Annotated in this window: 11 protein-coding genes and 1 pseudogene; 4 read left to right on the forward strand and 8 right to left on the reverse strand. The window is 71.8% G+C overall.

The window, feature by feature from the left end:
* Nucleotides 1-6: 6 nt before the first annotated feature.
* Nucleotides 7-2,658: an FAD/NAD(P)-binding protein gene (locus D1648_RS02150; protein ID WP_122939169.1), complete on the forward strand. Its 2,652-nt coding sequence runs from the start codon at nucleotides 7-9 to the stop codon at nucleotides 2,656-2,658.
* Between the two features lie 157 nt (nucleotides 2,659-2,815).
* Here D1648_RS02150 and D1648_RS02155 read toward each other — a convergent pair whose 3' ends face one another.
* The 4 genes from D1648_RS02155 to D1648_RS02170 all read right to left on the reverse strand — a co-directional run bounded on the left by D1648_RS02155 (nucleotide 2,816) and on the right by D1648_RS02170 (nucleotide 6,549).
* Nucleotides 2,816-4,507 carry a SulP family inorganic anion transporter gene (locus D1648_RS02155; protein WP_122939170.1) on the reverse strand — a complete coding sequence of 564 codons (1,692 nt, stop codon included), beginning with the start codon at nucleotides 4,505-4,507 and terminating at the stop codon, nucleotides 2,816-2,818.
* A 32-nt stretch (nucleotides 4,508-4,539) separates the two neighbouring features.
* Nucleotides 4,540-4,908: a helix-turn-helix transcriptional regulator gene (locus D1648_RS02160; protein WP_122939171.1), complete on the reverse strand. Its 369-nt coding sequence runs from the start codon at nucleotides 4,906-4,908 to the stop codon at nucleotides 4,540-4,542.
* 87 nt (nucleotides 4,909-4,995) lie between these two features.
* Nucleotides 4,996-5,484, reverse strand: a complete 489-nt coding sequence (locus tag D1648_RS02165; RefSeq protein ID WP_122939172.1) for a DUF4383 domain-containing protein — start codon at nucleotides 5,482-5,484, stop codon at nucleotides 4,996-4,998.
* Between the two features lie 168 nt (nucleotides 5,485-5,652).
* Nucleotides 5,653-6,549 (reverse strand): ornithine cyclodeaminase, encoded by an 897-nt coding sequence (locus D1648_RS02170; protein WP_122939173.1) that lies wholly within the window; start codon nucleotides 6,547-6,549, stop codon nucleotides 5,653-5,655.
* A 126-nt stretch (nucleotides 6,550-6,675) separates the two neighbouring features.
* Here D1648_RS02170 and D1648_RS02175 point away from each other — a divergent pair, with 126 nt between their 5' ends.
* Nucleotides 6,676-7,191 carry a hypothetical protein gene (locus D1648_RS02175; RefSeq protein ID WP_126281964.1) on the forward strand — a complete coding sequence of 172 codons (516 nt, stop codon included), beginning with the start codon at nucleotides 6,676-6,678 and terminating at the stop codon, nucleotides 7,189-7,191.
* A 15-nt stretch (nucleotides 7,192-7,206) separates the two neighbouring features.
* Here the strand turns inward: D1648_RS02175 and D1648_RS02180 are convergent, their stop codons facing one another.
* The gene (locus D1648_RS02180) at nucleotides 7,207-7,707 is read right to left on the reverse strand and encodes a DUF2087 domain-containing protein (RefSeq protein WP_122939175.1); all 501 of its coding nucleotides are present in this window, start codon (nucleotides 7,705-7,707) and stop codon (nucleotides 7,207-7,209) included.
* 137 nt (nucleotides 7,708-7,844) lie between these two features.
* Here D1648_RS02180 and D1648_RS02185 point away from each other — a divergent pair, with 137 nt between their 5' ends.
* On the forward strand, nucleotides 7,845-9,161 hold the full coding sequence (locus D1648_RS02185) for a thermonuclease family protein (protein WP_122939176.1): 1,317 nt from the start codon (nucleotides 7,845-7,847) through the stop codon (nucleotides 9,159-9,161).
* Nucleotides 9,162-9,275: 114 nt separating this feature from the next.
* On the opposite strand, the gene nrdF is transcribed toward D1648_RS02185, so the two are convergent.
* Together nrdF and nrdI are read right to left on the reverse strand one after the other, a co-directional pair.
* The gene (gene nrdF, locus D1648_RS02190) at nucleotides 9,276-10,289 is read right to left on the reverse strand and encodes a class 1b ribonucleoside-diphosphate reductase subunit beta (RefSeq protein WP_122939177.1); all 1,014 of its coding nucleotides are present in this window, start codon (nucleotides 10,287-10,289) and stop codon (nucleotides 9,276-9,278) included.
* Between the two features lie 107 nt (nucleotides 10,290-10,396).
* A pseudogene (gene nrdI / locus D1648_RS02195) lies at nucleotides 10,397-10,852 on the reverse strand (class Ib ribonucleoside-diphosphate reductase assembly flavoprotein NrdI); the annotation flags it as partial.
* A gap of 394 nt (nucleotides 10,853-11,246) precedes the next feature.
* Here nrdI and D1648_RS02200 point away from each other — a divergent pair.
* Nucleotides 11,247-12,269, forward strand: a complete 1,023-nt coding sequence (locus D1648_RS02200) for an aldo/keto reductase (RefSeq protein WP_122939179.1) — start codon at nucleotides 11,247-11,249, stop codon at nucleotides 12,267-12,269.
* Nucleotides 12,270-12,694: 425 nt separating this feature from the next.
* On the opposite strand, the gene D1648_RS02205 is transcribed toward D1648_RS02200, so the two are convergent.
* Nucleotides 12,695-13,045 carry a hypothetical protein gene (locus tag D1648_RS02205; protein WP_122939180.1) on the reverse strand — a complete coding sequence of 117 codons (351 nt, stop codon included), beginning with the start codon at nucleotides 13,043-13,045 and terminating at the stop codon, nucleotides 12,695-12,697.
* Nucleotides 13,046-13,119: the final 74 nt, after the last annotated feature.

The raw sequence follows: 13,119 nt of genomic DNA on the forward strand, positions 1-13,119 counted from the left end.
GCACGGATGAACTCCCGGCACAGCGCACAGTCCGCCACCGGCGCGGACGTCGCCTCCCGCGACGTCCCCAGCCGCCTGGTGATGGTCGGCGGCGGGCCGCGCGCGATCGGCGTGCTCGAGCGGCTCGGCGCGAACGCCTCCCTGCCCGGCACGGCCGACCGCCTCGCCGCCGCGCCCTTGCAGGTGGACGTGATCGATCCGCACATGCCCGGCGCCGGCCGCATCTGGCGCGCCGAGGAGAGCCCGCTGCTGCTGATGAACTCCCGCGCCGCCGACGTCTCGATCTTCACCGACGAGACCGTCGAGGCCGACGGGCCCGTCGTCGCCGGTCCGTCGCTGGCCGAATGGGCCGACGGGATCCGCCGCGGCACCATCGCCGCGCCCACCGCGGGCACCGCCCGCCTCGCCGAGATCCACGCGCTGCAGCCCACCGACTTCGCCTCCCGCCGCGTCCAGGCCCTCTACCTCGAGTGGTTCTTCGGGCAGGTCCTCGCGGCGCTGCCCGGCACGGTCTCGGTGACCGTGCACCGCACCACGGCGACCGCGGTGCGCGCGCTCGGCGGGGACGCCTGGCAGATCGAGCTCGAGGACCGCGCCCCGCTCACCGCCGACCTGCTGCTGCTCGCCGCCGGCCACACCGACGCCCGCCCCTCCGCGGCGCGTCACGAGCTGGCCTCCTTCGCCCGTCGTCACGGCGGCACCTATCTCGCCCCCTCCCAGGCCTCCGACGCGCAGCTCGACCTGCTCGGCGGCGGTCAGGACGTGATCGTGCGCGGCATGGGGCTCGCCTTCGTGGACCTCATGGCGCTGCTGACCGAAGGGCGTGGCGGGCGCTTCGTGCCCTCCGACGGGACCGGCGAGACGGCGGCGCCCGGGCGCCTGGACTACCTCCCCTCCGGGCGCGAGCCGCGGCTCTGGGTCGGCTCCCGCCGCGGTGTGCCGTACCACTCGAAGGTGCGCGACGAGGGAGCCCCGACCGGCCTGACCGAGCTCGTGCACGTCACCGCCGAGAACCTCCGCGCCCGCGAGGACGAGCACGGCCTGCTCGACTTCCGCGCCGACGTGGTGCCGCTGATCGCCGCCGAGATCGCCCACCAGGTCCCGGGCGCCCCCGCTCCGCAGCCCGGGGAGGAGCCGCTGGCCTGGCTCGACGAGCCTCTCGCCGGCCTCGGCGCGACGGTCCTGCCGCAGTACGCCGAGCAGGCGACGCGCGACGCCGTCGTCGGCCACATCGAGGCGGACCTGCGCGAGCGCACCGAGGGTGACGTCACCGCCGCCCGCACCCTGTTCCAGCTGCTGCTGCGCCTGCACGGCGTGCTCGTGGACCAGCTGCCCGCCACCCGCCTCCGCGGCGGCGCGGCCAGCGGCTACCCCCGCTGGTGGCACTCGCTGTTCAGCTTCGTCGACTCCGGCCCGCCGCCGCACCGCCTGCACCAGCTGCTCGCCCTCGAGCGCGCCGGCGTGGTCAGCTTCCTCGGCCCCGGCGTCTCGATCACGGCCGACGAGGAGGCCGGACGCTTCCGTGCCCGCGGCGCCACCGGGATCGAGATCACCGCCGACGCCCTCGTCGACGCCTTCCTGCCCGAGCCGTCCCTGGCCGAGTCGACCAACCCGCTGCTGCGCGACCTCGTCGCCGGCGATGCCGAGGCAGCCGGCGGGCGGGAGGCCGTGGGTCGGGAGTCCGCCTCCTCGCCCGGGACACTCGACGTCGACGCGCGCCACCGGGTGCTCGGCCCCGACGGGACCCCGCGCGAGCGGCTGTGGGCCGTCGGCCCCTGGACCTCCGAGCTGCCCATCGGCGCCTTCGCCCGCCCGCGCACCAACGCGCCCTGCCACCGCCGCAACGACGCCCTCGCCCGCGATCTGCTCGAGGCGGCGCTGAGCCGGCGCGCGGCCCGGCCCGAGGCCGGGGACGCTGCGGCCGCGCCCGTCGACACCCTGCCTGCCGTGCCGGTCGACGCCCTGCCCGTCCGCCGTCCCACGGACCTCGCCGTGCGCGTCCCGCACAGCCCGCGGCTCGGCCTGCTCGGCCCGGGCAAGATCGGCTCCGCCCTCACCCGCGCGGCGCTGCGTCGCGGGCTCGAGGTCTCCATCACCGGTCGGGCCGCCCCGACCGAGCTCGCCGCGAAGCTCCCCGGTGCACGCCCCGTCGGGCTCCCCGAGCTGGTCGCGAGCAGCGACGTCGTCGCCGTGACCGTGCCGCTGCATGTCGCGCTCTCCCTCGATCCGGGCACCCTGCACGGCACCGTCGTGATGGATGCGACCAATCCCTGGGGCGAGGCCGACGCAGCGGCCGTCGACGCCGTCCGCGCCGAGCTCGGCGACCACGCCGGCGAGCTGTCCACGAGCGAGCTGCTCGCCGCGCGTCTGCCCGGCGCGCACGTGGTGAAGACGCTGAATCACATCGGCTATCACGATGTCGAGGAGCTCGGCCGCGACCAGGGCGACCCGTCCCGGCGGGCGATCGCGCTCGCGGCCGACGACGACCGGGCCGCGGAGCTCGTCGGCGCCCTGCTGCACCGCATCGGCTACGAGCCCGTGCACCTCGGTGCGCTCGCCGAGGGTCGCGACCTCGAGCCCGGGGAGGCGCTGTTCAGCGGCTGGAGCACCAGCGAGGAGCTCGGCCTGCGCCGCGCCTCCCAGGTCCGCGCGGCCTGAGGGGCGCGCGATGTGAGGCGCGCGGGCACGCCGGCGGCCCGCTGCACACGCCGGTTACCCCTAGGTATCCAGTGTGGAGTGCTGGAATGGCGAGCTGTTCCGGCACCCCACACTGGATACCGGTGGGTAACGCGAGCGCGGGAGAGGCGCAGACGGTTCACGCCTCGATGCTGCGTCGGGCCCGCTCCACGTGCGAGCGGGCGTGTTCGAGCGCGCTGTCGAAGTCGACGAAGAGGTGCTTGTGGTGGCGCAGCGCGGCGAGCACGCCGACGCGTCGGAAGAGCGGCTCGTGCACGGTCTGCACCCCCTTGATCAGCACCGTCACCCCGCGTCGTTCGAGGCCGCGGACGATCTCGGCGAGGACCTGAGCGCCGCTGGCGTCGACCCGTTCGAGGCGGGCGAGGCGCAGGATCACGACCGTCGGCCGGCCCACGTCCATCACGGTCTCGAACACCCGCTCGGCCGAGACGAAGAACAGCGGCCCCTGGAAGCGGACCGCGACGATCGCGTCGTCGAGCTCGCTGGGCTCGTCGGCCTCGATCCGCTCGAGGCTCACGCCGGTCGAGCGGGAGGCGGCGCGCAGCGCGACCACCGCGGCGAGCACCACCCCGATCAGCACCGCCCAGATCAGGTCGAAGGACACCGTGATCAGCGCCGTGACCGCGAAGATCCAGGCGTCCGAGCGGGTCGAGGTCATGATCGAGCGCACGGTCGCGACCCGCACCATCCGGATCGCGGTCATGAACAGCACCCCGGCGAGCGCCGCGAGCGGGATCATCCCCACCACTCCGGCGGCGACGTAGACGACGGCGAGCAGCACCAGCGCGTGCACGATCGAGGCCAGGCGCGTGCGGGCCCCGGCCCGGATCGAGACCGAGGTGCGGGCGATCGCACCGGTCGCGGGCATCCCGCCGAACATCGACGCGCCGATCGAGGCGATGCCCTGGCCCACCAGCTCCCGGTCCGGGTCGAAGGCGCCGGTATCGGCCATGGAGCCGGCCACGCGCGCCGAGAGCAGCGACTCGATCGCCGCGAGCGCTGCGACGGTGGCTGCGGCCGGGAGCAGCACGGTCAGCAGCTCCGGGTCGATCGTGGGCAGGGACGGCGCGGGCAGCGAGGCGGGGATCGCGCCGATCGTGGCCAGCGGCGTCGGCAGCAGCGCGGCGAGCACCGCGACGACGCCGATCCCGATGAGCGAGCCGGGCACCGAGGGGTGGATCCGCGGGGCGAGCACCATCACCGCGGCGACGATCAGCACCGCGCCGACCGCCCACGCCAGGTGCGCGGCGTCGGCCCGGGCCAGCGACTGCACCGCCGCGATCAGCGCGTTCGAGCTCAGCTCGCCCGGGGCGGCCGGGGAGGCGGAGGTGATCTGGGGGACCTGCTGCAGGAAGATGATGCAGGCGATGCCGAGGGTGAACCCCTCGATCACCGGCCAGGGGATGATCGAGACGACCTTCCCCAGTCGCAGCAGCCCGGTGACCAGCACGATGACTCCGGCGAGCAGGGTCACGGCGGCGATCGCGCCGACGCCGTAGTTCGCGACGATCGGCACCAGCACCACGACCATCGCGCCGGTGGGCCCGGAGACCTGCACGTTCGAGCCGCCGAACACGGCCGCGAGCAGCCCGGCGACGATCGCGGTGATCAGGCCCTGCTCGGCGGTGAGCCCGGAGCTGACGCCGAAGCCGAGAGCGAGCGGGAGCGCGACGATGCCCACGGTCACGCCGGCGAGGAGGTCTTTCCGCCAGGTCTTCGGCGTGAGGCGGTAGTCCTCGCGCGCGGGCCAGAGGTCGCGGGAGCGCACGAGCGCCCGTCGGGCCCGCTGCGCGAGCGACGGGGTGGGCACCGCGGCCGACGGGGGAGCGGTCGGGGCGGGGCTCAACCGTGCACCCCCTGGATCTCTGGGAGGGACCGGGCCTCGGAGAGGCGATCGGTGTCCTCGCTGAGCATCGTCAGCAGCAGGGCGCGCGCGACGGCGAGCAGCTCGCGGATCCGGGGATCGGCGAGGCGGTAGAAGACATGGCTGCCGCGACGCTCGGAGACCACGAGGTGGTGCCGGCGCAGCACGGACAGGTGCTGGGAGAGGTGGGAGGCCTCGAGCTCGGTCTCGGCCTGGAGGGCGGAGACCGGCAGCTCCGGGGAGTCCGAGAGCAGCTCGAGCAGACGGATGCGGACCGGGTGAGCGAGGCCCTTGAAGAGGTTCGCCTTGACCTCGTAGAGGGGACGCTGAGACTGGGATAGCGGCATGATGAAATCATCATATGGGGCGTGGTCAGGGAAGTCACGGCGTCGATCGCAGCAGCTGCACCCCGGTGGACGGGGTCGGGGACGGGCTCAGGTGTGCCGGGCGCGCCCCGTCGAGGAGTGCATGACCTCGCCGGACAGGAGCGAGAGCCCGAGCAGGACGATCGCGAGGACGAGATACGTCCAGGTGTCCACCGCGTTCAGCGGCAGGAAGTTCGCCATCGACGTCGGAGCGACGAGCAGGCCGAAGATCCACAGCACCGCGCAGAGACCGCCGGCCAGCCGCAGGTACATCCGCGCCGAGAGGGAGGACCTCACCATCGCGACGCAGGCCCCGCCTAGGAGCAGGTGGATGACGTTGTGCAGCACGGAGACCTGGAAGATCCCCAGCACCATCGCCTCCGAGCCGTAGCCCATCTCGAGCGAGTTGAAGTTCTGCGTCAGCCCGGGGAAGAACCCGGCGAAGCCGATCGCGAGAAAGAACATCCCGCTGATGGTCGCGGCCCATCGCACCGGAGAGCGTTCGAGGTGGTCGTCCGCCCGCGTCAGCGGCGGGTTGAGGTGGTCGTCGATGAGCATGTCGGTTCCTCCGTTCGCCAGCTCCTCCAAGGAGCGTGGACGGGCCTGTCGGCACGGTGCTCGCACCGACCGCACGGCAGAGGGGCGGGGATTCCGCTCGACGTCGTGGCTCTCAGGTTACGCCCACCCCGTAGAGGGCGGAAGGGGGCCGACGGGGCGGGCGGAGGGTCAGGCCCCGGCGGCGCGGGCGACCTCGTCGGCGAGCACCACGTCCGCGAGGCCCGAGCCGAGGTTCTGGGCGACGACCAGCCCGTCCGGACGGCCTGCGCGCAGCAGGTCGCCGGTCGCGCAGGTCGCCCGGGGGTAGCCCTCGCCGTGCTTGAGGGGGCGCAGAGACTCGAACTGCTCGACGTCGTCGGCCACGACCGTGCCGGTGCGGGAGATCGCTGCCCCCGCGACCGCGGCGTAGTCGATCGGCAGCAGCGTCACGTCGGCCGGGACCTCCCCGGGAGCGAGCTCGAGGCCGCGCAGGCCCACGGGCAGGCCGCTGATCACGACGCCCGCGCCGGCGAGCGCACGACCACGATCCGCAGTGATGCGCAGCTCGAGATCGGGCACGTGCGCGGCGCACCAGGCGGCGAGCTCCTCGAGCGCCTCCTGCCGTCTGCCCCAGACGGTCAGCGGCCCCCGGCCGAGCGCCGCGATCATGCGGGCGTGCGAGCGGGCCTGCACGCCCGTCCCCAGAAAGGTGATCGGCCGGTCGTCGAGGGCGAGGGAGGCGCCGGTGACCGCGGCGGTGCGCTGGGCGGTGAGCTCGGCGGCGTCCATCGTGGCGCGCGTCGATCCGTCGGCCGCGGAGAGCACCATGAGCCCGCCGATCATCTCCTTGCCGTGCTCGCGGTTCGAGGGCGTGACCGTCACCCACTTCATGCCGAGCAGGCCGCGCTCCGGCCACGCGGCGGGCATCGCGTTCGCGAACCCGCCCTCCTCGTGGGAGACCTGGGACTTCGGTGTCACCGAGGCGGAGCCGTCGGCGAGGGCGAGCAGCGTCTCGCGCATCAGCGCGGCCTGCTCGGTCGGGGTGGGGAGGAGGGTGCTGACCTGGGCGTCGTCGAGATGGATCACGCGGCGACGGTATCCCGGGGCGCCCGGGGGACGGGAGGGGCGGGGCGGTGCGGGTGTTCGGGGCCTCGGCGAGACCGGAATGCGGTGCCGGGCGACGGGTGTGCCGGAGATGTCTACTCTGGGAGGATGATGAATCGGTGGGGGAGCGGCGAGAGCGGCCCGGGCGGCGAACCGTCCTGGCTGGGCGGCAAGGACCGCGGAGGCCAGGGCGCGGTGCCCGGCTCCGGGAGCGACGGGCAGGACGGCGCGGGGGCGGGCCGCAACGATCCGCTCCCGAACGGCGAGAGCGGATGGTCCTCGGACTTCGGCCCGGGCAGCTCCGGTCGGCGGGCTGACCAGGACTTCGGCCCCTCCTCGAGTCCGAGCGACGCCCCGCAGCACACCGGGCCGCGCTTCGGGAGCTTCGGCGAGGATGGCACCGCCGACGGCTCCGACCGTGGGCGAGGGCCCGACGGCCAGGACTCCTCGAGCGCGCCGACGCTGAGGCAGGTCCTCGGCGGCGTGCTGCCGATGATCGTCTTCGTCATCGTGGCGGTGGCGTTCTTCCGCGCGGACTTCAACCTCTGGTGGGTCGCCTTCGTGATCATCCTGCCGACGATCCGGCGCTTCAGCAGGATGTTCGGCGGCAACCGTCGGCGGTAGCGCTCAGAGCCCGGCTCACAGGGCGAGGCGGTACTCGGAGCCGTCGGCCGAACGCTCCAGCACCCCGGCGTCGACCGCATCGCGGCGCACCAGCGCGACGTCGGCCGCGAACATCGCGATCGCGGCGTTCAGCTCCGGCTCGCTGAGGCGTCGCTCCCGGCCGACCCGCTCGAAGACCAGGCGCGCGATCCGGCCGCTGACCTCGCGGGACTCCTCGGTCTTCACCGGGATCCCATCGAGCCGCGGCACCTCGAGGATCGCCCGGTCCGAGCGCATCAGTGCGAGGGACTCCGAGATCCGGCGCAGCGCCTGGACGTCGACATCGCCGTCGCTGCTGAGCCAGTCCAGGCGTGAGAGCGGGCCGTCCGTCGGCGGCTTCTCCGCGGCCTGATGCGTCTCAGCGTTGTCCCCGGCCAGCAGCTGCCCGAGTCCGCGGCGGAGCTTCGGCGCGGCGAGCAGGGAGAAGAGCATGCGGGCGTGGCCGAGCTCGGCCGCGTGATCAGGGACGACGGACATCAGGACTCCTTCGGGCGGGTGGCCTCCAGGGTCGCATGGCGCGGTGTGATGTCCCGGACAGATCCTCGTTCCGGGGTCGATGCTCGTCACTGGGAGGTGATGCTTCCATTTCTGGGTGTGTTTCGTCGGGGAGGGCGATGTCGGTGGTCATGGGCGTGTTCGACGGTTCACGGAGCGGTCGACGGGCGGCCGGGCTCGGCAGCGGTCCGCAGCGGGGGAGGGGCCTGGCGCTGGTGCTCGGCGCCGTGCTCGCGGGGAGCCTGCTCGCCGGCTGCGATGACGGCAGCGGCACCGGCACGGTGGTGCGGGTCGTCGACGGCGACACCCTCGTCGCCGTGATCGCCGGGGAGGAGACGACGGTTCGCCTGCTGAACATCGACACCCCGGAGACCAAGCACCCGGACCTGCCCGTGCAGTGCCTCGGCCCCGAGGCGACGGAGTTCCTCGCCGAGCGTCTGCCCGCCGGGACCGAGATCGAGCTCGAGTACGACGAGGAGCGACTGGATCGCTACGACCGGACCCTCGCCGGGGTGTACGAGTCGGGATCCCTGGTCAACGCGGAGATCGCCGCCGAGGGTCTCGGCGTGCCGGTCTACTTCGAACCCAACGACCGCTTCCTGCCCGAGGTCGAGGAGGCCGCCGCGACGGCCGAGGCCGAGGGGCTCGGACTGTTCTCGGCCGCGATCGAGTGCACCGTCCCCGCACAGATCAAGCAGCTCGGCGCCGCGGCAGATCAGATTCCTGCGGCCGTCGACGGCGACCCGGCCGACGCGCTCGCCGAGGCGACGGCGCTGGTCGAGGATGCGGAGTCGCTCGTCGAGTCGCTCGAGGCGGAGATGCTCGGGACCGGCACGAATGCGGTGCTGGCGCTGCCGCTCGCCGTGACGTTCGCCGACGGTCAGCGCGAGGCCGCCGAGGAGGTGCGCGGCCGGGCCGTCGAGGGCCGCGACCGGCTCCAGGGGCTCAAGGACGACTGGGACGAGGAGCAGGAGCGGCTGCGCGAGGAGCAGGAGCGCCTCGAGCGCGAGCAGCGGGAGCGGGAGGAGCGCGAACGGCTCGAGCGCGAGGAGCGCGAACGCGAGGAGGAGGAGCAGCAGGAGCGCGAGGAGCGCGAGGAGCGGGAGAGGCGCGAGCGGGAGGCTGCTCCGGCGGCGACGGATCAGGGCGGATCGGAGCGGAGCAATGGGTCGAGTTCGAGCTCCGGGTCAGGATCGGGCTCGGAGAAGGAGAGCTCCGGCGGCACGGGCGGAAGGGCTTCGGGTGGAGCCGGCCAGGGCGGCTCCGGTGGCGAGAAGTCGGGGTCCGGTGGCGGGAAGTCCGGGTCGGGCGGCTCCGGCGGCGGATCGTCCAGCTGCGTGCCCTATGGCCCGGAGATCTCCTACTCGGACGACGGCGGCTACACGGGCAAGCGCTACGGCATGCCCGGAGGCAAGACCTTCCGCAAGTGCCGCTGACGGACGCAGGACCCGGCGGGGCGCTCGTCGCCCCTGGGGGAGCGCGTGGTGGATGCCGAGCGACGGGGCAGGACGGATCGCGCTGCGGTCGATCAGCGTCCGCACCCCGTCTCGTCAGAAGTCCCAGTCGTCGTCGCTGGTGTGCTCGGCCTTGCCGATGACGTAGCTGGAGCCGGAGCCGCTGAAGAAGTCATGGTTCTCGTCGGAGCCGGGGGCGAGGGCAGCAAGGATCTCGGGGCGGACCGTCGTCTCGTCGGCGGTGAAGCGTGCTGGGTAGCCGAGATTCATGAGGGCCTTGTTCGCGTTGTAGCGCACGAAGGCGGAGACGTCCTCCAGGAGCCCGAGGGGCTCGTAGAGCTCCCCGGAGTACTCGAGCTCGAGCTGGTAGAGCTCGTCCAGCAGGACGTACGTGAATCCTTCCATCTCGTCGCGGCGGTCCGGGTGTGCCTCGAGGCCCCGCTGGTACTTGTAGCCCGAGTAGTAGCCGTGCACGGCCTTGTCGCGCAGGATGAGTCGGATCATGTCGGCGGTGTTGGTCAGGGTGGCGCGCACGGAGAAGTGCAGCGGCAGGTAGAAACCTGCGTACAGCAGCAGGCTGGAGAGGAGGGTGGAGGAGACCTTCCGCTTCAAGGGGTCGGGCCCGTAGTAGTGCTGCAGCACCTTCTTGCATCGTGCCTGCAGCAGGTCGTTGCCGATGGCCCACCGGTAGGCCTCGTCGATCTCCCGGGTGCTGGTCAGCGTCGAGAACACCGATGAGTACGAGCGTGCATGCACGGACTGCATGAAGGCGATGTTGGTGTAGACGGCCTCTTCGTGCTCGGTGCGAGCGTCCTGGATCTGGCAGATCTCCCCGACGGTCGCCTGCACGGTGTCGAGCATGGTGAGTCCGGTGAAGACTCGCATGGTGAGCGTGCGCTCATGCGGTGCGAGCGCCTGCCAGGCCGACTGGTCGTTGGACAGCGGCACCTTCTCGGGCAGCCAGAAGTTGGCGGTCAGCCGGTTCCAGATCTCGAGGTCCTTCTCGTCCTCCACGCGGTTCCAGTTGATGGGGCGCAGCCGGGCGGTGGGCTGGTGCCGGTACCCGGGAGGCGTGATGGAGCCTCGGTCGGTCGGGATCGTGCTGGTCATGCGGTTCTGCTCCTCATGTCGTTCATGTCGTTCATGTCGTTCCTGCCGTTCGTGTCGCTCGTCGGGCCTGCCATCTCCGTCGGTGCCTCCGGTGTCGACGGCGCTGCTCGCCTCCAGAAGAGGTCGAGCCCCGCATTCACCCGTTCCACGTCGCGCCGGGTGCCCAGGAGCTCGAAGCGATAGAGCTCGGGCACGGCGCACTTGCGGGAGATGACGGGACCGGCGAGGCAGTAGTGCTCGCCGAAGTTGGTGTTCCCTGCGGTGATCACGCCGCGGAGCAGCCCTCTGTTCACCGGGTCGTTCAGGAAGGCGATCACCTGCTTCGGCACGGCCCCGGCGTGCTCCCCACCGCCGTACGTCGGGACGACCAGGACGAACGGGCGGCACACGCGGATCATCCCCTCGAGCCGAGGGCGGAGCGGGATCCGCACCGCGGGACGGTCCAGGCGCTCGATGAAGCGCAGCGTGTTCTCCGAGACGCTCGAGAAGAACACGAGGTCCGGTGATTCCTCCGGTGTCAGTTCTCGTGGTGCATGCCCGGGCGATGGGCGCTGGGCAGTCATGCTCGTGAGCTCCTCCTTCGTTCGTGGCGGTGGTGATGGCAGAACTCCCCAGAATGACTAGATGTTGTGTCCTCGGACTCTGGGGCCACTACATGTACTGATATCAGGGCTTGCGGCTCGCAGTGGTGAGCCACGCCGACGTTAGAAGTTCGGCGTGGCGAACTACCAGACCGATGTGACCGGGACGACTGCTTCGCCGCAGTCCTCAGCGCTGCCTCGTCCGCTCCGTGATCGGGATACGCCTCCCCTGCGTGGCCGACGCCTCGTCGTCACCCAGGGGTGCCCTGACAGGTCCTCCCACCTCGGGGTGGCGTGGGCGAGCATGGTGCCGTCGGGCCCGCAGGGTCCTGCCGGGCGAGCATCGCCCGCACCATCACCGCAGGAGGAGGACCTCATGGAGTACGTGAAGCTGGGCCGCACCGGGCTGGACGTCTCACGGCTGTGCCTGGGCACGATGGGCTTCGGAAACGCAGAGCGCTGGATCCATCCGTGGGTGCTCGAGGAGGACGACTCCCGTCCCGTGATCAAGCACGCCCTGGACGCGGGCATCAACTTCTTCGACACCGCCAACGTCTACTCGATCGGCCGCAGCGAGGAGATCGTGGGCAAGGCCCTGGTCGACTACGCGAACCGCGAGGAGATCGTGCTGGCCACCAAGGTGCACGGCCAGATGCACGAGGGCCCCAACGGCGGCGGGCTCTCCCGCAAGTCGATCCTCGCCGAGGCGGAGGCGAGCCTGCGCCGGCTCGGCACCGACTACATCGACCTGTACATCATCCACCGCTGGGACCACACCGTCCCGATCGAGGAGACGATGCGGACGCTGGACGACCTGGTCCGCTCCGGGAAGGTCCGCTACATCGGGGCGTCGGCCATGTTCGCCTGGCAGTTCCTGCAGGCTCAGCACGTCGCCGAGGTGAACGGCTGGACGAAGTTCGTCTCGATGCAGAACCACTACAACCTCCTCTACCGCGAGGAGGAGCGCGAGATGATGCCGCTGCTGCGCGAGCTCGGCGTCGCCTCGACGCCGTACAGTCCGCTCGCCGCGGGCCGGCTCACCCGCGACTGGGACGCGGACACCGAGCGTGCCCGCACGGACCGGACCGCGAAGTCGAAGTACGACGCCACCGAGGACACCGACCGCGCGATCGTCGAGCAGGTTGCGAGGATCGCGCAGGATCGGGGCGTGGAGCGGGTGCACGTGGCGCTGGCCTGGCTGCTCGCGAAGGACCCCGTCGTCTCCCCGATCATCGGCGCGACCAAGACCTCGCACATCGACGGTGCGCTCGGTGCGCTCGACCTCGAGCTCACGGCCGACGAGATCGCCGCGCTCGAGGCGCCGTACGTCCCGCACAGGGTCGTGGGCGCGCTCGCGCCGGGCGAGTCGACCCTCGGCGAGGGAGGCAAGAGCCGCTGAGCCCGAACCTCAGGGGGCTCTCGGACCTGCCCTGTGGTGTCAGGTCCTGCCATTCCATACGGGCTATAAAGCGAGTCCTCGTCCCGTCCCTCCTTCACGAGGGGCAGGGGCGAGGCCGCGCCGTGAGGTCAGCGCCGCACCGAGGGTTTATCCCTTCGCCGCAGTGTGACGACAGCCGCCGCCACATAGAGCGCACCGGCCACTGCTATTGCTGCACCGAGCAACGGATTCCCAGGCACTGAAATATCGCCGAGGGGGATATCCGCGAAGATGAGCGCAATGCCGGCCAATGTGACTGCGGCACCCGCGATCATCTTCTGGATGCATCGCGATCGAAATGCTCCATAAGTGCTCGGCGCGAAGTGACCTTTCTCGGGGGATCTTGGCGGACTGCGTAGATCCGCTGAAGGACCGGGTGCAGGTGATCAGAGTCCGCAGGCCATCAGGCCACCGACTCCGCTTGCTGCGAGGGCGAAATCCTTGATCTCCTGCTCGGCGGTCCGACCTGCGATTCCGCGAGCACCCATGAAGATCCGCGCGACAGTGCGGGCACCGTACTTGGCGACGAGCCCGCCGAGGCGGACGGCGAGGTTCGCGAGGCGCACCGTGGGGAAGACGGTCTGTGCAGCGAACCATGCGATCGCGGCGATGCACGCGGCGACGTTCGTGGCGCCAGCAGGCTGGATTTGGGGCGAATCGGCCTTCACGGCGGTGTCGATCTCGGCGGACGACGCGTTCAGCTCCTTCAGCTTCGGCTCTTCGAGGGTGAAACCCACTCGCTGGCCATTCGCCGCGCAGCATCCGCTCCATCTCGCGGTAGTGGGTCTCGGGGCCGACGGCGGCGAGGGCG

The sequence above is a fragment of the Brachybacterium sp. EE-P12 genome, from assembly GCF_003711805.1.
Lineage (GTDB): Bacteria > Actinomycetota > Actinomycetes > Actinomycetales > Dermabacteraceae > Brachybacterium.

Coding starts and splice junctions, on each gene's coding strand:
- D1648_RS02150 (WP_122939169.1), top strand. CDS start 7: ATGAACTCCCGGCACAGCGCACAGTCCGCCACCGGCGCGGACGTCGCC.
- D1648_RS02160 (WP_122939171.1), bottom strand. CDS start 4,908: ATGCCGCTATCCCAGTCTCAGCGTCCCCTCTACGAGGTCAAGGCGAAC.
- D1648_RS02165 (WP_122939172.1), bottom strand. CDS start 5,484: ATGCTCATCGACGACCACCTCAACCCGCCGCTGACGCGGGCGGACGAC.
- D1648_RS02175 (WP_126281964.1), top strand. CDS start 6,676: ATGATGAATCGGTGGGGGAGCGGCGAGAGCGGCCCGGGCGGCGAACCG.
- D1648_RS02180 (WP_122939175.1), bottom strand. CDS start 7,707: ATGTCCGTCGTCCCTGATCACGCGGCCGAGCTCGGCCACGCCCGCATG.
- D1648_RS02185 (WP_122939176.1), top strand. CDS start 7,845: ATGTCGGTGGTCATGGGCGTGTTCGACGGTTCACGGAGCGGTCGACGG.
- nrdF (WP_122939177.1), bottom strand. CDS start 10,289: ATGACCAGCACGATCCCGACCGACCGAGGCTCCATCACGCCTCCCGGG.
- D1648_RS02200 (WP_122939179.1), top strand. CDS start 11,247: ATGGAGTACGTGAAGCTGGGCCGCACCGGGCTGGACGTCTCACGGCTG.